14 protein-coding genes and 4 pseudogenes are annotated in these 17,940 nt (G+C 68.2%); 7 read left to right on the top strand and 11 right to left on the bottom strand.

What is annotated here, in order from left to right; genetic code table 11:
- Positions 1–55 precede the first annotated feature (55 nt).
- Positions 56–391, bottom strand: a pseudogene (locus tag OG332_RS48045) (BBE domain-containing protein); the annotation flags it as partial.
- Between the two features lie 163 nt (positions 392–554).
- Positions 555–989, bottom strand: a complete 435-nt coding sequence (locus tag OG332_RS42595) for a hypothetical protein (protein WP_327418462.1) — start codon at positions 987–989, stop codon at positions 555–557.
- A gap of 453 nt (positions 990–1,442) precedes the next feature.
- Here OG332_RS42595 and OG332_RS42590 point away from each other — a divergent pair, with 453 nt between their 5' ends.
- Both OG332_RS42590 and OG332_RS42585 read left to right on the top strand, forming a co-directional pair.
- Positions 1,443–1,889 carry a DUF6325 family protein gene (locus OG332_RS42590; protein ID WP_327418461.1) on the top strand — a complete coding sequence of 149 codons (447 nt, stop codon included), beginning with the start codon at positions 1,443–1,445 and terminating at the stop codon, positions 1,887–1,889.
- A 1-nt stretch (position 1,890) separates the two neighbouring features.
- Positions 1,891–2,073 (top strand): hypothetical protein, encoded by a 183-nt coding sequence (locus OG332_RS42585; RefSeq protein WP_327418460.1) that lies wholly within the window; start codon positions 1,891–1,893, stop codon positions 2,071–2,073.
- Between the two features lie 404 nt (positions 2,074–2,477).
- Here OG332_RS42585 and OG332_RS42580 read toward each other — a convergent pair.
- The 4 genes and pseudogenes from OG332_RS42580 to istA form a co-directional block, all read right to left on the bottom strand.
- Positions 2,478–3,434, bottom strand: a pseudogene (locus OG332_RS42580) (formylglycine-generating enzyme family protein); the annotation flags it as partial.
- A gap of 539 nt (positions 3,435–3,973) precedes the next feature.
- The gene (locus OG332_RS42575) at positions 3,974–4,114 is read right to left on the bottom strand and encodes a hypothetical protein (RefSeq protein ID WP_327418458.1); all 141 of its coding nucleotides are present in this window, start codon (positions 4,112–4,114) and stop codon (positions 3,974–3,976) included.
- A gap of 337 nt (positions 4,115–4,451) precedes the next feature.
- Positions 4,452–5,288, bottom strand: a complete 837-nt coding sequence (istB, locus tag OG332_RS42570) for an IS21-like element helper ATPase IstB (RefSeq protein ID WP_327418457.1) — start codon at positions 5,286–5,288, stop codon at positions 4,452–4,454.
- The gene (gene istA / locus OG332_RS42565) at positions 5,288–6,556 is read right to left on the bottom strand and encodes an IS21 family transposase (RefSeq protein ID WP_327414335.1); all 1,269 of its coding nucleotides are present in this window, start codon (positions 6,554–6,556) and stop codon (positions 5,288–5,290) included. Before istA ends, istB begins: the two co-directional genes overlap by 1 nt.
- 374 nt (positions 6,557–6,930) lie before the next feature.
- Here istA and OG332_RS42560 point away from each other — a divergent pair, with 374 nt between their 5' ends.
- Both OG332_RS42560 and OG332_RS42555 read left to right on the top strand, forming a co-directional pair.
- Positions 6,931–7,719, top strand: coding sequence for a carboxylate-amine ligase (locus OG332_RS42560; RefSeq protein WP_442816299.1), 789 nt, complete (start codon positions 6,931–6,933; stop codon positions 7,717–7,719).
- A 766-nt stretch (positions 7,720–8,485) separates the two neighbouring features.
- A pseudogene (locus OG332_RS42555) lies at positions 8,486–9,112 on the top strand (IS630 family transposase); the annotation flags it as partial.
- Between the two features lie 28 nt (positions 9,113–9,140).
- Here the strand turns inward: OG332_RS42555 and OG332_RS42550 are convergent.
- On the bottom strand, positions 9,141–9,365 hold the full coding sequence (locus tag OG332_RS42550; RefSeq protein ID WP_327418456.1) for a hypothetical protein: 225 nt from the start codon (positions 9,363–9,365) through the stop codon (positions 9,141–9,143).
- Between the two features lie 901 nt (positions 9,366–10,266).
- Between OG332_RS42550 and OG332_RS42545 the strand changes: the two genes are divergently transcribed.
- Positions 10,267–11,103, top strand: coding sequence for a class II glutamine amidotransferase (locus tag OG332_RS42545; protein WP_327418455.1), 837 nt, complete (start codon positions 10,267–10,269; stop codon positions 11,101–11,103).
- A gap of 50 nt (positions 11,104–11,153) precedes the next feature.
- Complete coding sequence (locus OG332_RS42540; protein ID WP_327418454.1) at positions 11,154–11,567, top strand: SHOCT domain-containing protein; 414 nt, start codon at positions 11,154–11,156, stop codon at positions 11,565–11,567.
- Between the two features lie 371 nt (positions 11,568–11,938).
- Here the strand turns inward: OG332_RS42540 and OG332_RS42535 are convergent, their stop codons facing one another.
- Both OG332_RS42535 and OG332_RS42530 read right to left on the bottom strand, forming a co-directional pair.
- The gene (locus OG332_RS42535) at positions 11,939–12,583 is read right to left on the bottom strand and encodes a GAP family protein (protein ID WP_327419539.1); all 645 of its coding nucleotides are present in this window, start codon (positions 12,581–12,583) and stop codon (positions 11,939–11,941) included.
- Between the two features lie 476 nt (positions 12,584–13,059).
- Complete coding sequence (locus OG332_RS42530; protein WP_327418453.1) at positions 13,060–14,343, bottom strand: cation:proton antiporter; 1,284 nt, start codon at positions 14,341–14,343, stop codon at positions 13,060–13,062.
- 351 nt (positions 14,344–14,694) lie between these two features.
- On the opposite strand from OG332_RS42530, the pseudogene OG332_RS42525 reads away from it, so the two are divergent.
- Positions 14,695–14,829: pseudogene (locus tag OG332_RS42525) on the top strand (IS701 family transposase); the annotation flags it as partial.
- 22 nt (positions 14,830–14,851) lie between these two features.
- Here OG332_RS42525 and OG332_RS42520 read toward each other — a convergent pair.
- Entirely contained in the window at positions 14,852–16,216 is a 1,365-nt protein-coding gene (locus OG332_RS42520) for a glutamate decarboxylase (RefSeq protein ID WP_327418452.1), read from the bottom strand.
- A 448-nt stretch (positions 16,217–16,664) separates the two neighbouring features.
- Positions 16,665–16,997: a UvrD-helicase domain-containing protein gene (locus tag OG332_RS42515; protein WP_327418451.1), complete on the bottom strand. Its 333-nt coding sequence runs from the start codon at positions 16,995–16,997 to the stop codon at positions 16,665–16,667.
- Positions 16,998–17,940: the final 943 nt, after the last annotated feature.

Here is a 17,940-nt window from a genome sequence, read left to right as displayed (position 1 = left end):
GCACCGGCACCGGGCCCGGCCCCGGCCCCGGCGGCCAGGTGCCGATGACCTGGGGGAAGGTGAACAGGACGTGGGGGTCCACCCGCTTCCCGATGTCGGTGAGGCGCGGGTAGTTGACGCCGTAGTACTCCGGAGGCAGCGGGGCGGTGGCGAAGCCGGTGCGGGCGGCGAACGCCCCGGCGGAGATTTCCTGGCCCAGGTATTCCCTGGCCTCCCAGAACGTCCGGTGGGCCGACGTCAAAGCGTGCCTGCTGGCATCTTCCGATGTCGCTTCAGAACCTCTTACTGCTTGAGCATTGGAACCTCCGAGTTTGGCGTGAATACAGTTCGCACGCGAAGAGCCGCCCACCGAATCTCGGGGCCGAAACGAGACCACTGTGATTGCCGGCATGCCCGCGAACCCGGCGAACGTGCTGGTCAGCCCGCCCTGGCTGGCACCGGCCCTGTTGTCCCACGCAAGTGTTCGAGATAGCTCCAAGGCCGTCGGCGAGCGGGCACCAGTAGATAGGCCACAGCTCGCTCGCGACTCGAGGTTCGTCGCCTGCGCCGCGGCCTCAGGGAGCGCCTATTGTCCGCTTGGGAGGAAGGAATGGACCATGTGCCCGTTCACGATCCCCCGCCGGAGCGGCTGTCTCAATGCGGGCACCGCCCTCAGCCGCCAGAGACACAACGGTGACGCTCTTCCCGAGACGTTTCACCTCGCCCGGCCCGGCCGCTCGGTCCGAGCCTGCCAGGGCGTCCGCCAGGACGAACTCGCTTCGGAACAGGAAGGGTGCCTTCTCCCAGACGAGAACATCGCGTACCCAGCGGCCGTATCCGCGGCGCCACTTGGCCGACAACCCCGCCACCTCGCCCTCGACCACCCGGATCGCCCCCTTGAAGGAGTTCGGCTGACGGCGCAGCCAACGCCGGCGCGCCAGCACTCCGGCCAGCAGGAACACGATCACGATCAGGTCCACTCCCAGCACGGCAAGCAATGCAATCAGCATGCTGCAAGTCTGCTGTGGAGCTGAGCAGTGCGCATTCCCACCCCCGTCGGGCCCTTGGCGCGGCAACTCGAATGCCGCCACACCACCCGAACGGCTTCTGCCCTCCAGGCCGTGATCACGCCGGCCGGTCGACGAAATGGCTCTAGGCCATCCGGACCGCGTGCGGGTCCGCGCCGAGATCTCCCCGGGAACTTCGGCCAGGATGCGGGCCCTCAGCCACCGTGCGAGGCTGACAGGCAGACGGGCACGGCCACCTCATTTCCGGGCGTCCTCATCGCCCTCGCCGGTGGGGTCTCATATCAGTGGCGCGGTATCACGCTCGCGGGGTAGGCCGTGAATGCCAACTTCCTCTGGCCGCCCCGTGCCCCTTCCGGGCCAACGTGTCCATCCCCGTCAACCTCTTCATCATGTGGGCGCTCTCGGGTGCTCATCGAGAGAACGGAAGCGCAGAACATGACATCGACCGACACAGAAGAACTGGGTCCTGTCGACTACCTCGTCGTCGAGTTCCCGCCGGCTACCTCGCACTTCACCGGCGAGATGGCCGCAGAGCTCGACAAGCTGGTCACCTCGGGGACCATCCGGGTCTTGGACCTGGTCATCCTGACGAAGGGGTCAGACGGCGAGCTGGACGTACTGGAGGTCGATGACCTCGAGGACGCCGGTGAACTGCGCGCCGCAGAGGCCAAGCTGGCCGGCCTGCTCGCCGAAGAGGACGTCGTCAACCTGGCCGCCGCCATGGAGCCCGGCACGACAGCCGGGGTGCTGGTCTGGGAGAACGTGTGGGCGGGGCCCTTCGCCTCCGCCGCACGCCGCTCGGGAGGCCAGCTCATCGCCAACGGACGTATTCCGATCCAGGCCATCCTGGCCTCGATCGAAGCCGACGAAGAAGGAGAATGAGATGCCCCTCGGACCCATGCGCAGAGGACGACGCGGAGTCATCGGCGCCCCCGTGGCGCGCACCGCGGCCGTCGTGGGCACGGCAGCGGTCGTCGCCCACGGAGTCGGTCGCCGCAGCGACCGGCGCGAGGACCGCCGGGACGACCGTGGAGACCGCCGGGACGACCGCCGCGACCGCCGCTGATCCGAGCCTCACCGCTGGTCCAGGACGGCGCGCTCTTCTCCCGGTCGCCCGAGGCGGCGGCCGGGAGGCAATCAATGGCGGCGTCCACAACCGCGACGGGTACCGGTAGCGGGTCCCGTCAGCGGCTCCTGTCAGCCGCTATCGCCCTCCTTGCATTCGGTCCGCCTCCTTGTCCGTGACCGCCTGCGCCTCCGCCAGACTCCGCCGAAAGGCGCCTGCTCCCTCGACGATGGCTGGTTTCGGCCAGGCGCGCATCTCGCGCAGCAGCCGTCACCCTCAGCCGATCGCTACGGGACCGTGGGAGGCAGAGCCGCACCGCCGTCCGTTCCCTGACAAGGGGATGCGAGATCCGGCCTTCCGGCCGAAGCAGCATCCCCCGGCTTGGGCCGGCATCCGCCAGTCGGACCTGCACAGCGAAAGCCGATGTTGCCGGTGGAGGAGTCTGGCGTGTTGGGCATCCGGGCGGAGACCCGATAGCGGCGGCAGTACGAGGCGTGGCAGAGGTAGGAGCCCCCGCGAAGGGCGCGCGCGTCACCGGTCGGTGGGCCGGTCGGGTCCTCGCGGGGGCCGGTGGCGTGCCAGACGGGGTGGAACCAGTCGGCCGTCCACTCCCAGACGTTGCCGGTCGTGTTGTGGAGGCCGTAGCCGTTCGGGGGGAAGGCGTCCACGGGGCAGGTGCCGAGGTAGCCGTCTTCACGGGTGTTGTGGTCGGGGAAGGTGCCGTTCCACACGTTCATGCGGTGCCGGCCGCCGGGGCGGAGTTCGTCGCCCCACGGGAAGGGCTGCTGTTCGAGCCCGCCTCGGGCGGCGTACTCCCATTCGGCCTCGGTGGGCAGCTTTCGGCCTGCCCAGGTGCAGTACGCGAGGGCGTCGTTCCAGGAGACATGCACCACCGGGTGCTCCGCGCGTCCGTCGAGGTCGGAGTCGGGGCCGTGCGGGTGCCGCCAGTCGGCGCCGAGCACCTCGCGCCACCACGGAGCGGCGGCGACCGCCCGTGTGGGCGGGAAGTCGTCGGGCAGCAGGCCGCCGAAGACGAACGAGGCCCCATAGCGCTCGGCATCGGTTACATGGCCGGTGGCGGCCACGAACAAGGCGAAGCGCGCGTTGCTGACGCAGTGCGGATCAATGGCGAAAGGGCTGACCTTGACCCGTCGTACCGGACCCTCGCCGTCCGCAGAATAGGCGAGCACGTCATCGCTGCCCATGCGGAACCAGCCACCGTCCAGCCGGATCTCACGCGGGTCGGCGGGAGCCGCGCCGGACTGGTCGGGCGGCCGAGCGGTGGCCATGGACGGCCCTGACTCGCCAGACACTCCCCTACGACGGTCGGGGGTGCAGCAGGAGGGGGTCTCTCGCGTCATATGCTCGGCTTCTCCTGTTTCCTGGTGGCCGGAGGAGGCGGCAGGGGAAAGGTCGGCGGGCGCCCAATGGGCGGAACGGTTTCGGCCGTGGTGTTACCGCGGCGCAACGCGTTCACGCAAGGGCCTTCGTCCAAGGCTCATTCCGTTCCTGTCCTGCTGATCACGATGCTCGACGTCGAGGCGATCTACCAGCTGACTGCAGCTTGCCGCACCTGCAAGGACGGTCGGCCAACCGGATGGCGTGTCCCCGGCGAGTCGCTGGGAAGAGGTACCCGAGATGATGCAACCGTGCGCGGCGCCCCCAGGGAAAGTTGAGCGACAGACCGGCCACCGCCTTCCCTCGGAGCGCCATAAGCAGCGCGCCTGAGCCAAACCACACCATGAGGCACCGGTACCCGTCCCACCCACAAGGGGCCGAACGGGTGCCTCACGTGTCGGACGGCAACGAGCACCGCATCGACCGTGCTGATCACGCCCACCTCAATCGTCGCTGGTCTGGCTCCCAGATCTCCGCGTCCTGCGGATCCTGGCCACCAGCCTCATGTCGGTGTCGAACCGAACGTGAGTCCCGGGCTCTGCGTCCAGTAGCGGGAGACCTCCCGACTGAGCTCCAGACTCGCGGACTGCAGCTCTGCCTTGCGGCTGATGTAGTTCTCGTCGAGGAAGTCCCCGGGCGCCATCGGAAGCCGCCCCGCACCTCATCCCCGTAGCTGCTCGTGCAGTCGCCGACGACCAAGTCCAGCTCGCCCTCGTGCCGGGAGGGGATGTACGTGCCACCGCACCCAAAGGTCCGGCTGCGGGAATTCCCACCATCGGGTGCTCGCCTAGCGCGTAGCCGCCTCTCATCGTTTCCGCGCACAGGCCATGGAGCCGGCGCAAAGCCCTGTTCCAGACAGTCACGGACATGGCGAGCCGACACCGTTCTTCCTTGAGAGCGGCCACCGCTTGTCGGCGGCGGCTGAACCGTGACCCAGTTTGGGCGGTTGAGTTCTGACCCTCGCGTCGTCGGTGGTCTTGTCAGTCGTTGTCGGTGGCGGTGGGGATGCGGCCAAGTTCGCGGCCCCGCATGCGGTAGGAATCGCCTTTGAGGGAGTGGACCTCGGCGTGGTGGACGAGTCGGTCGATCATGGCGGCGGCGACGGTCTCGTCGCCGAAGGTCTCTCCCCAGCGTCCGAAGGGCTTGTTCGAGGTGACGATCACGCTGGCCCTCTCGTAGCGGTTCGAGACGAGCTGGAAGAACAGGTTCGCGGCCTCGGCCTCGAAGGGGATGTAGCCGACCTCATCCACCACGATCAGCGGATAGCGGCCGAGCTTGACCAGCTCGTCCTGGAGGCGGCCGGTCTGGTGGGCGGCGGCGAGGCGGTCGACCCACTGGGCGGCGGTGGCGAACGCGACGCGGTGGCCGGCCTGGCAGGCCCGGACCGCGAGGCCGGTGGCGAGGTGGGTCTTGCCGGTGCCCGGCGGGCCGAGGAAGACGGCGTTCTCCTTGGCCGCTATGAAGTCCAATGTTCCCAGGTGGGCGAGTTGTTGGCGCGTCAGGCCGCGCAGATGGGTGAGATCGAGTTCCTCGATGGTCTTGATGGCGGGGAAGCGGGCGGCGCGGATGCGGCCCTCGCCGCCGTGGCTGTCGCGGGCCGAGACCTCGCGTTGCAGGCAGGCGACCAGGTACTCGGTGTGGGTCCAGGACTCGGCCTGGGCACGTTCGGCCAGGCGCTCGGCGGCGTCCAGGAGGGCGGGTGCCTTCAGGGCGCGGGCGAGGAAGGCGAGGTCGGCGGCGGTCTGCCGGCCGGTTCGGGTCGCCTGGCCGTCCGTCCTCGCCTTGTCGGCCGTGGTCTTCGTGGCGGTGCGGGTCATCAGGTGTCCTCCTTTCCGGCGCCGCCCTCGATGAGGGTGAACATGCGGTCGTAGGTGCCCAGTTCGCGTTGCTCGACCTCGATGCCGAGGCTGTCCGGGGCCAGGACCGCGGCCCGGGCGGCGGCCGCGCGGGCCGCCCGCTGGTGGATCACTTCGCCGCGCAGAACTTGGGCCGCGGCGGCGTGGTCGGGGTCGGTGATCGACTGGTGTTTGGCCCAGCAGCGGGCGTGTCGGGCCACGATGTCGCTGCCGGCGATGACGGTGACCTCCTCGTTGTCGGCGCGGACCATGACCCTCTTGCCGATGGCGCCGGGGTGGACGGAGTAGTCGTTGGTGTCGACGCGGATGTAGTGGTCTCGGCCGATACGGGTGTGGAAACGCCACCAGTGCGGCGGGGTGACCGGCGGGATGGCGAGCATCGCCGCGCGGTCGGCCTCCCAGCGGTCCACCGGCCGGGCGGCGATGACGCGGTGCTGGCGCCGGTTGGCGATCTGCAGCCAGGCGGTCAACTGGGTGTTGAAGCCGTCCGGGCCGGTGAAGGTCCGCCCGGGCAGAAAGCTGGTCTCCAGGTAGCCGTTCGCCCGCTCGACCAGGCCCTTCGCCTCCGGGTCGCGGGGCCGGCAGAGGTGAACCTTCACGGCGAGAAGTCCGGCGAACGCGGCGAACTCGCTGGTCAGCCTGCCCTTGCCGATCCCGGCTTCGTTGTCCCAGACCAGCATCTTCGGGACGGCTCCCCAGCCGTCGGCCAGCAGGCGCCAGTGTCCATCGATCAGGTCGCCGGTCTGCCGGGAGGGCAGCATCCGGGCCGTGATCACCCGCGAATACCCCGAGACGATGACCAGGACCGGAGGCCGGCCGGACTGACCGTAGCCGAGCGGGATGTCCACCGGTGGGAACCACAGGTCGCACTGGGCGAGCTCGCCGGGCTGGTAGACCGTCCGCGAGACCGGGTCGACCGGCAGGCAGGACGGCCGGAGCTCGCGCACGCGCTCCTTGAGGATCGTCAGCCCGCGCTCCCAGCCGATCCGCTCGGCGATGACGGTGGCGGGCATCGTCGGGGTCTGTTTCAGCAGCTCGCGGATGGCGGGCTCGAACGCGTCCACCGCCGAGCCCTTCAGCGGACGCTGGTAGACGGGCGGCCGGTCGGTGGCCAGGGCGCGTTTCACCGTGTTCTTCGAGATGCCCAGATGCCGGGCGATCGCCCGGATCGGCATGTGCTCGGCCCGGTGCAGTCGCCGGATCTCAGCCCAGTCCTCCACGGAAATCACCCTCTCCTCCTGACCCTCAATGAAGATCAGGATGATCAGACGATCGCGAGGTGGGTCACCGTTGATCCGCCGTTCAGCGGTCAGTTTTCACCCGTCGCCGAGACCGCTGGGTGAAAGGACCGCAAACTCGGTCGGGCGAGGCACGTTGGGGGCGGATCCGGCTCCGCCCGGGGGGGTCTGCTTGCACGGCGCGGTACGGAAATTCCACCTGCACCGAACTCACGCGAGGAGCAACGGTTTGCGCATCATTGTGCTGTAATCGCCCTTCAGGTGGGTGATTACAGCTGGTTCGGGGTAACACCCAGCGTGATCACTGTTGGGGTCGAAGAGGAGTAGTTGCTGGTCGCCCGGAGACACTCCTTCCCACACCGCTCGTGCAGGAGGTGCGTGCCACGGCCCGCCTGGCACCCATCGCGGAAGAGCGCGAGGTCCAGGACGAGCTGCTGCAGGCTCAGATCGAAGTCGCCACCCCTGTGTGCACCACTCTCGAGGAGCTGGGAGGCCATCTCCTGCGGTTGCGCCACGCGGTCGCCTTCGCCGCGCAGGCGAACGGCTGCCGCATCGCCATCTCTGCCACCGCGCCGGTCAGGGACGCCGTACCGGTACCCATCACCAGCACGGCGAGATATTTGAAGATGCAACAAGAGGCGCGGATGCTGGTCGACGAGCAGCTGATCTGCGGGATGCACGTCCACGTGGGCATGCCCGACCGCGAAACCGGGCTGGCCGTCCTGAACCGGCTGCGCGTCTGGCTTCCCACGCTTCTGGCGATGTCCGCGAACGGGCCCCTGTGGGACGGGCGGGACACCGGCTTCGCCGGCTGGCGAACGATCGTCTTCGGCCGCTGGCCGGTCAGCGGCCCACCACCGCACTTCGCGGGGCTCGCGGACTACGAGGCGCGAGCCGATGCGCTGGTGGAACCCGGGGTGATCCCGGACCGGGGGCAGCTGTACTGGCAGGCCCGGCTCTCCGAGCGCTACCCGACCATCGAGGTGCGCTGCTGTGACGTGCAGCTGGAGGCCGACGACGCGGTGATACTCGCCGGCGTCGTCCGCGGGCTCGCCGCCACCGCGGTCGCCGCGGTCGGCGCGCTGATCACGGCAGGAGCCACAACCGCATCAGCCTTGCGGGGGTCCGTGGACCCGGAAGGCCGATCGGCTTGATTCCGGCACCGTTCGCTGTCGTGGCGAGTGGAGCACGGCAGGCTGCCGTCACAATGCTGGTGTGGTCGCATCGCCTCATGAAAGATCCGTTCGCGTGCGACGATCCGGCTGTGTTGTCCGCTTCGGCTCCGGCCGATCGTGCGGCAGCTCGCCGTGCGGTGGCCGCTCGGGCCGCAAATCCCGCGGAGTGCGAGGTTCTGCTCGACATGCTCGGGCTGCTTCCCTGCGACGAACACTTCGGGACATCGAACCCATGCCCCGAACGCTGGGACGAGTGAAACTGTGGACGGACAGCCCAGCGGCCCGGCCGCCCGGGTTTGTTGCTGTCAGCAGGGGGCTGTCGGTTCTGAGGTGGTCGTCGGCGTGTTCGGCGCTGAACCAGTGGGCGCCTGCGGCCAGGTAGCGGAAGCATTGCGGGCCCTTGCCGACAAGCCACCGTGACAGCATGTGAGCAATGGGTAGCGCCTTTGGGGGCGGCGTCTTGAAGGACCGCACATGACAGCCGTCCCCATGCCGCTGCTGCTCTGCGGTGGCACCGGCCTCGCCGCCCATCTGATCGACGAATTCGCCGTCACGACGTACCCGGTCTTGGTGAGCACCGGGATACCGATGTGGCGGGCAGGCTTCGGCGTGCGCCCCCTGGAACCCACCGGGTCAAGGCCCTCGACTGCGCCCGCTCGTCATCACGCACTCCGTCACGCGCTGACCCGCCGAACAGGCGAAACGAGCCTACTGACCCGAGTCTGAGGTTTGGCGTTAGTTCGGTATGAGCCGTCCGGGACCGAAGATTCCGCCGTTGTCACTGACTGATGCCCAGCGGGTTGTGTTGGAGGGCTGGGTGCGTCGGCGCACGACCGCGCAGGCTTTGGCTCAGCGGTCGCGGATCGTGCTGGAGTGCGCAGACGGCCACTCGATCATGGAGGTGTCCCGTCGGCTGCGGATCGCTCCGGACACGGTCCGCACCTGGCGGCGGCGCTTCCTGGAGCATGGCCTGGACGGTCTGTGTGACGAGCCCAGGCCGGGTGTACCGCGGAAGATCACCGACGCCGATGTGGAGCGAGTGATCGTCAGGACACTCGAGGAGAAACCGAAGAACGCGACCCACTGGTCGACGAGGTCGATGGCCGCGGCGACCGGGATGTCGCAGTCGACGGTCTCGAGGATCTGGCGGGCGTTCACGCTCGCCCCGCACCGCTCGCAGACCTTCAAGCTCTCCACGGACCCGTTCTTCATTGACAAGGTCCGCGACGTCGTCGGTCTCTATCTCGACCCGCCGGAGAAGGCCCTGGTTCTCTGCGTGGACGAGAAGTCGCAGATCCAGGCCCTGGACCGGTCCCAGCCGGTCCTGCCGATGATGCCCGGTGTTCCAGAGCGCCGCAGCCACGACTACATCGGCGGACCACACAGTGTGATTCGGTGCGTCAGCAGCCGTCGTCGTACCCTCCGCCCCAGTCGTCGTTGTCGTACCCACCGCGGTGGTGTCCGTAGCCGCTGTCGTCGTCGTCCCAACCGCCGCCGTGGCTGATGGTGGTGACGGAGGTGACGGGGTGCGTGGGCACGGCCGCGGAGGCAGCACCCGCGGCGCCGAGCGCTGCGCCACTGGCCATCAGGAGACCGATGGCGGACACGGCGAAGAGCCGCTTCACTCTGATTGCCTACATGATTCAGAACCCTTCTCGCAGTTGTGCCACTTATTGCGGCACGAAGTCGTCTTGACCTCCTCTCGAAAAACGTAGACGGAGCTTTCCGGTCGCCAGATGAATGTGATGAGCGCGTATCCGCCGTCAACGTGGCCTCGTCGTACCACGGACCTTCTGGACTGGAACGCAAATTCTCAAGCCTCGTGCATCGCTACAGGCCAGAGAGCCGATCTCGCAGTTGCGGCCGTCTTCTAGCCATGCTGGTCACCTTCGCGCGACTCGTCATCCGAGTCGCGAACCTGCATATGCATTTCGGCTTCCGTGCGCTGCGGGGCTGCTGTTCACAGCACCCGGCCGATTTGCCCGCCACGGACGCCGAACCGTCAGGAATCCGCTCGACGTCACCGTTACCAGCGACGATGATCCCCGTGCGGTATACGTCTCCTGGGCTCACCCGATCCCGCAAAGGATGGGGTGCTGTGGAGCTCATGAATGTGCTGCGCGATGGTCCCAAGGCGCCTCAGCTCCCCTTGAGTTCGACGAGACTGCGCTAACCGGACAACGGCCGAACCGCACGTACGCAGCCCGCCGACGGTGGAGCGGACAGCTCGGCTGGTTCCATTGCCCCGTACTCGGAGCGATCGCGGTGCGATCCGCTCCGCCTGGCGATGCGCGGCGAAGGAGGCGAAAATGAAGTTGGCTGGAGTAAGAGCCACCCGACCAGTGGACACGGCCTCGCCCTTAGCACGGGGAAAGCGCCACTCCACTTCGGCGTCCTCAAGGCAGAGCCGGCGGAGCAGTGAAGCGCGGGGGCGAGGAGTCCGGCTACCTCATTGCAGACTCGGGATGCCGGGTGAGCGGGACGCGGACGTGTTCCCGCAGGGGTCAGGAAAACAGGTGATCGCTCATGTGCCGATGGCTCGCTTACTCGGGAACACCCCAGCTCCTCGACACCATCCTCTACAAACCCGCCCACTCGCTGATCGATCAGAGCCTGCACTCCAAGCTGGGTGTAGAGACGACGAACGGTGACGGGTTCGGCGTCGGGTGGTACCCGGAGGGCAGCGACGGCACCCCCGCGCTCATGCGGGACGTCGGCCCGGCCTGGAACAACCGCAACCTGCGGGAGCTCGCGGACCACGTCCGCTCGCCGTTGTTCTTCGCCCACATCCGGGCGTCGACGGGTACGGCGGTACAGCAGACGAACTGTCACCCCTTCCGGCACGGCCGCTGGATGTGGATGCACAACGGCTCCGTCGCCGGCTTCCACGCCATGCGGCGGGACCTCACCATGCTCGTCGACCCCGCGCTGTACTCCGAGATCGAAGGGACGACGGACTCGGAGACCATGTTCTACCTTGCGCTCACCTTCGGCCTGGAGGAGGACCCGCCGGGCGCCGTCGCCCGAATGGTGGGGCTGGTGGAACGCGTCGGCCGCGAACACGGCGTGGAGTATCCGATGCAGATGACGGTCGCCGTCAGTGACGGGACGACCGTGTGGGCCTTCCGCTACTCCAGCCAGGGCGCCTCACGGTCGCTCTTCTACAGCAGCCGGGTGGACTCGCTGCGCAAGCTGCACCCCGAAATCACCTTCCTTCAGGAGGTGTCCGACGAGACCCGCCTGGTGGTGTCCGAACCCCTCGGCGATCTGCCGGGGGCGTGGAACGAGGTACCCGAGAGCAGCTACGGCGTCGTACAGGCCGGGGCCGACGAGTTGTGTGCCTTCACCCCGGAACCGGCATGACGCGACTCGCATTGTCACGCGTCCCCTCCACAACCGACAGGAGACCTAACATGACGGACTCGATCCTGAACCTGGCAGTGGACTACCCGCTGCTGAACATGTTCTGGACCATGCTGATGATCTTTCTCTGGGTGCTCTGGTTCTTTCTGCTCTTCCGCATCATCGGCGACATCTTCCGAGACGACGAGCTGGGCGGCTGGGGCAAGCCAGGATGGACCATCTTCGTGATCCTGCTGCCCTTCCTGGGCGTGTTCGTCTACTTGATCGCCCGCGGGCGTGGAATGGGCGAACGCGAGTTGAAGCGGTCTCAGCGGAACGAGGAGGAGTTCCGCTCCTACGTTCGTCAGAGTGCCGGGTCCGGCAGCCAAGCGGAGGAACTGTCCCGGCTCGCCGATCTCAAGAGCCGGGGCGAAATCACGGAAGCCGAGTTCCAGCAGGCCAAGGCCAAGGTCCTCGTTGGATAAGCCGGAGCCGGGGAATACGACTCTTCACCTGCCTGGTGATCACGCTCTACCCGTTGCCGATCCTGGCGGTCGTGCTGGTCGTGTCGGCCCCCCGCGGTTATTCCGCTGCTGCGTCGTCCCCGTGCGCTTCGCGGTCTTGCTGTGAGAAGCCGTAGGTCCGGACGGGGTCGAGGTGCAGTTCGTTGGGGCCGAAGCAGTCGGCCGCGAGGGTCGCGACTGGAGCACCGCAGCCGCCGAGCCTCCAGCCACTGCTGCGCTTTGATCAGGTCCGTTGTCATCGGACACAGCGTCCAGGGCGCCGACAGCCTACGTGCCGCGACGACTTGCAGTCCCGCGACCGGCTGGCAGAGGCGAAGTGGCCACACGCGCTGTCAGGCGACCAGTTCGTAAATACCCCCCGCTGTCAGCCACAGGCCGACGAGCAGGGAGAGCGTGACGATCAGCTGCTCCTGGTGCTGCTCAACCCAGGTCCGCAGGGCGTTCAGCCTGGCACCCGCGGCCGCCGGTGCCCAGACCGTGTACATCTCCATGATGATGAGGCTGAGCGTGGCGAGCAGGCAGTAGCCGATCAGGGCGAGCCAGTCGGCGAGGGAGGAGAGGTCCGCGGCGACGACCGTCGCGGCGCCGGCACCGACCAGCGCCCAGGGCTGCAGCAGCCAGGCCAGCCCGGCGGCCGTGGCCAGTGAAGCGCCGTCCACCCGGGCGGCCCAGCGCGGCGGACCGTGCGGGCGGGGCGGCCGACGGCGCCGGTGTGCGCCGTACAGCACCAGCCACAGGCCGATGGCGAGTTTCACACACGCCGCGGCGGTCGAGGGCGCGCTGTGGCGGGCCGGGGGCTCACCACCGGTCAGCAGGAGCACGCACGCGATCACCACAACCAGGTTGGCGAGCCACGACAACAAGAACGCCAGGCCCTTGCGGACACCACGCCGCGAGGAGAGCAGCAGGATGAACGCGCTGTTGTGCAGAGGTCCCAGGGTGATGGCCGTACCGATCACGACCAGGTCGAGCACCATCAGCGCAGTCACTCCCAGAGGTGAAGGCCGTCTGCCGCCTTTGGACGGGAGAAGCGGGTGGATAGGGTCGGGCGGCGCTGTCGCGGCACCGCATCCCGACTCTGCGGGCGGCGACCCGAACGGTCAAGCAGGCCACGCGCACGTCACCGAACGCCGCGTGCCGGGTTCGGGAGGAGGTTCGCCGACCGAGTGACGCCGCGCGCCCACGCAGAGGAACACCGCAATCCGCCACGACACTCTCCGGAAGATCCGCGCCGCCGCAGGTACCCCTCCTTGGCTGACGGCGCCTGGTATGGCGTGATAGACCGCCTCGAAGTGATGTCGGAGGTGCTCACGCTGAACCTTCGCGGCGCGAGACCGCTTCGGTCTTGTACTCCTCACAACAATAGGGCAGGACGGCCTGGTGGCGCTGCGCTGAGCGCCGTCTCGGCCTCGCAGTGGGCCAACGTCCTGTCCCCCAAAGACCGCTGCCCTCGTCAGGGTGGGGCGTCGTGGTGCGCGAGTGCGTTCTCCCGCAGGTCCGGCGTGCCGCGGAGTGTCCTGGTGAACCATGCGCCGTAGCGGTTGCCCAGGAAGGGAGCTGATGCTCCGTGGAGGATGATGCTCAGGCCCACGGTCACGGCGATGACCTCGCTCAGCAGGGTTCCCCCGGGCAGGTGCTCTTCCAGGGCGAGCAGGCCGAACACGAGGGAAGCGAGCCCGCGCGGACCGAACCAGCCGATATAGGCAACGGAGGCGGGGCGCAGGCCGGTACCGGCCAGGGCGAGTGCGACGGGCAGTATCCGGACGATGGTAAGGCTGAGCAGTGCGTAGACGACGATCCGCCATGTCAGGTGCTCGAGTGCGGGTCCCAGGATGACCGCGCCGAAGACGAGGAAACTCAGCGAGGCGAGCAGGAGGCCGAGGCGTTCGGTGAACCTCGTGCTCTGCGCGGGGTCCGAGTCCTGGGGACGAATGCCAAGGTCTGCGGGTGTCCGGCGCAGGTGGATGCCGAAGGCCAGGCCGGCGACCCAGGCGCCGATGAAGCCGCTGCCCGCGCCCATGGAGCACAGGGCGTACGCGATGACCGGGACGACGAGTACCAGGAACTGCCGCCAGTCGGAGCTGCTCCACCCTCGGGCGAGCGACCAGCGCAACAGGCTCGCCCCGCTCCAGCCGGCCGCGACTCCGATGGCGCCGCTCAGCAGCAGCGCGCGCAGGAACGTCTCGGCGACGCCCGGATAGCCCTGTCCCTCACCCGCCGCCGCGAGTGCCAGCACGAAGAACGGAAGGGCCAGCCCGTCGTTCAGACCGGATTCGACGGTCAGACCGCCGCGGATCAGCGGCGGCACCCGCTTGTTGGAGAAGGCCTGCTGCCCGAGCGCGGCGTCCGTCGGCGCCAGGATGATGCCGACCAAGGCCAGCTCCCACACACCCAGGCCTGGCAGCAGGGGCCAGGCGACCAGCCACCCCAGGGCCATCGTGACCGGCAGGCCCACAGCGAGCAGCCGCAGCGGCAAGAACTCCTCCCGGCGCAGGTCCCGGGCCCTGATCCCCGCCGCATCGGCGAACAGCAGGAGCACCAGTGCACTCTCCAACAGCGCCCGCGTGACCTCGGGATCCTTCGCCCCGTCCAGCAGGTCCAGGCCCAGCGGGCCGATCGCCAGACCGAACAGCATGAAAACCATCGGTCCCGAGAACACCGTGGAAGACAAACGCCGTGAGAGCGCCCCGTAGCCGACGACCACACCCCCGGCGACCACGACGGCCCAGCCGTTCATCCACACTCCTCTCGTCGGCATCCGTCGTGGCCGAGACAACCGCGCCACGGGTCGGGCAGCAGCGCGCCGGACCTTCCAGAGAGGCCGTAAGACCTCACGAGGAGACACCAAGTCTGACCCTACGGCGCTGCCGACCAGGCCACCGGAACCCTGCTCCGAACGCGCCCAGCGCAGCCTGGTCGGCCCAACGCATGGCGACCGCAACGAACTGGACAGGGCAGCGGACGCTGCCGCGATGCGCATGGCCACATGCCCGAAGACCGGCTGTGGGACTTCCTCAGCCGACGGGTTTCACGGTCGGCACCGCCAGGCGGACGGAAAACTGCCAGGGCGGTGCCTTCCTTGCCTTAGCAGGCCGACGTCTGCCACGTCATGGCCATCACCCGGCACGACACCGTCGTCGTCGCCGTGCCATCGACCACCCCGTGGACGACCTGTTCAGCGGCCTGGCAGAAGTGGAAGCGCCGCTCCTGCGGCAGCGGTTCCTGAGGGGCGCCGGTTGGGGATATCAGTAGCCGGTGCCGCGCTTGATCTGGGCCCGCTCTACGTCGTGGGTCGCACCCTTGCGGTCCAAGGTGCTGCACGCGTCGGCGATGTCCTGGCTCAGGCGATCGACCTGCTCGCGGCCCAGGGTCGCCTTGACCAGGGCGCGCAGGATCTTCACCTTGTCCGCGTTGGGCGGGAGCGTGTACGCCGGCACCATCCAGCCGCGCTCGGCGGAGAGCTGCCAGGCGATGTCGGACTCGTCGTAAGCGTGCTTGCCTGCGAGGCGGAAAGCGACCAGTGGCAGCTGCTCGAGGTCGCTGCCGATCACTTCGAAGCGGTCGCTGCTCCGCAGGTTGTCCGCCAACGCGCGGGCGTTCTCCTGCATGATTTGCATGACGTAGGTGTAGCCCTGGCGTCCCAGCCGCACGAAGTTGTAGTACTGCGCGAGCACCATCGCCGCGCCGGTCGAGAAGTTCAGCGTGAACGTCGCGTCGGTCTTGCCCAAGTAGTTCTCGTAGAACACGAGGTCCTTGGCCAGGTCGGACTCCTCGCGGAAGACCAGCCAGCCGATGCCGGGGTAGACCAGGCCGTACTTGTGTCCCGAGACGTTGATCGAGCGGACCTGCTCGAGCCGGAAGTCCCACTTCGAATCCGGGTAGAGGAAGGGCCACACGAAGCCGCCGCTGGCGGCGTCAACATGGATCGGGATGTTGAGGTCCCGCTTCTTGCGTACGTCCCGCAGGAGCTTGTCGATCCCCACGACATCGTCCATGTGGCCGGTGAACGTGGTGCCGAGGACGGCGACGACGCCGATCGTGTTCTCGTCGAGGTGGGGCTCCACGTCCTCGGGGCCGATCGTGTACTTGTCCTCGGCAAGCGGCACGATCCGCGGCTCGACGTCGAAGTAGCGACAGAACTTCTCCCACACGACGTGGACGTCGCCGCCGAAGACCAGGTTGGGCCGGTCGACCGACAGCTTGGCCGCCTGGCGGCGCTCGCGCCACTTCCACTTCAGCGACAGCGCGCCCAGCATGATCGCCTCGGACGAGCCCTGGGTCCGACATCCGGTGGTCTTGCCCGGCGCGTGGAAGAGGTCGGCGAGCATGCGCACGCAGCGGCGCTCGATCTCGGCGGAGATGGGGTACTCCGCGTGGTCGATGAAGTTGCGGTGGAGGTTCTCGGCGATGATCCGTTGCGCCTCCGGCTCCATCCACGTGGTGACGAACGTGGCGAGGTTGCGCTGCGGGTCGCCCTCCATGACGAGGTCCTCATCCAGCAGCCTCATGGCGTCCGTCGCGGCCATTCCCTCCACGGGGAAGGTCTCGGAGGGAGCGGGCGCGGTCAGGAATCGGTTGCCGAACAGGGCCGCGAGGTCTGGCTTCGTCATGCGGAGGATTTAAACAGTCCCCGAGCCTGCCTCGGCAAAGGACGCGCCGGGGCAGGACACCGGGGCACCGATCAGGAACAAGACTGCGGCCATCATGTTTCGGTGCGCCGCAGGGTCTGCATGTCGGCTGGGCGTGGCAGCTGGGCCACCGGGCCACCAGCCGCTGAACCATGCCGCTGTCCTCGATCGCAAGGTCCCAGCGCTGGCACCCGAGGTGGACCGCGTGCGAGAACGCAGCATCCACGTACTTGCCGCGCCACCCGGACCGAGTCATGACGCCGATGGTCGCCTTGGGAGACGCAGCGACGATGTCGGTGGCGCCTGTCTGCAATCCACCCTGGCTCCCCAACCCCGCTGTTGAAGCCTGCGGCGGGCGCTGCCCTGGGCCAGGCGCCGGGCTTTACTGACCGGAGATCGGTGACATCGTCGAGTCGGGCTGCGACGTGGTTCACGACGTCGAGCACGGCAGGGGAAGACCGGTAAAAGCGAGTGATCCGCTGTGGCTCGCCGCGGATTCTCCCAGTTCCCGTTCCACCTCTGCCGGCCTGGCGCCGGCCCAGCTGAAGATCCCCTGCAGGGGGGCGCCGCCGAAGGTCCGGCTCGTCGAACTGCTTGCGAGGGCGATCTCCAGCTGCTGCGGTGACATGTCCTGGAACTCGTCGACCGGAACCGCACCGTAGTGCAGCGGGTAAAGGCGGGCGTTCTTCTCGACGATCCAGCACACCACTTCGTCCTCGCCCTCGTCCCGCACAACGCCAAACTGCCCGTACAGCTCCGCCACACGCTGAATGGCACCAGCTCCCGCACGTCCTCGACCCGCTCCGTCAGGAAAGCGTGAATCACCCAGCCACAGGCGAGCGCAAGGTCCGACTCGAACTTGTCGCCCCCGGTAGGCGGAGGCCAGTACACCGCTGTCGCCACCGAGCGCGGTATTCCGTGGACCGGCCTCCTTCAGGCTGGGCCCACGCCGAGCCACCCTCCAACTCGCGCCGTGACGAGAGTGGGTGCCTGGCCCAACGAGGCCGCACGAGGATTCACGTGAGCCTGATCAGCGCGGTCAATACGGTGCTACGGTCCTTTGCGGGTGGGGCGGATGCCGCCTCATGGTTTGGTTCGGACGGGCGCGGCTCAGGCAGAGCCGCTGCTCGTGGCGTAGCGCTCCAGGGTGCGCCCCGCAACGGTCGCCTCGTCGCGGGTACACCTTCCTAGCGACTCGCCCGGAGACACGCCATCCGGCGGTTCGCCGCGAATTCGTCCTGGCGGACGACCTGGCAGGCCCGGACCGAGCGGCCGGGCCGGGCGAGGTGAAACGTCTCGGGAAGAGCGTCACCGTCGTGTCTCTGGCGGTTGAGGGCGGTGCCCGCATTGAGACAGCCGCTCCGGCGGGGGATCGCGAACGGGCACATGGTCCATTCTTCCCTCCCGAGAGGACAACGGGCGCTCCCTGAGCGGCGCTCCCTGAGGTCGCGACGCAGACGGGAAACTTCGAGTCGCCTTTCCTGGAAAGACCGGTTTCCCGCCCGGCCGGGTCACTCCTGCGTCCGTCCGCGCGCCATCGCGCGCGGACGGGATGGTCCGGGCGGACAATGAAGAGGTCACCGTCATCGACGGCAACGACATCGTGGCCTGCCACACCACAGAGGCGGCTCAGGACGAGCCGGTCGCGCCCGGCCGCTACCCACTGATCGTGATCGACGACGTGGGCCAATCCCCGTCGAGGCCGA

The organism is Streptomyces sp. NBC_01233, from assembly GCF_035989305.1.
GTDB lineage: Bacteria > Actinomycetota > Actinomycetes > Streptomycetales > Streptomycetaceae > Streptomyces.
Note: the sequence above shows the minus strand (reverse complement) of the source record. Positions and strands in the feature narration are given on the sequence as shown.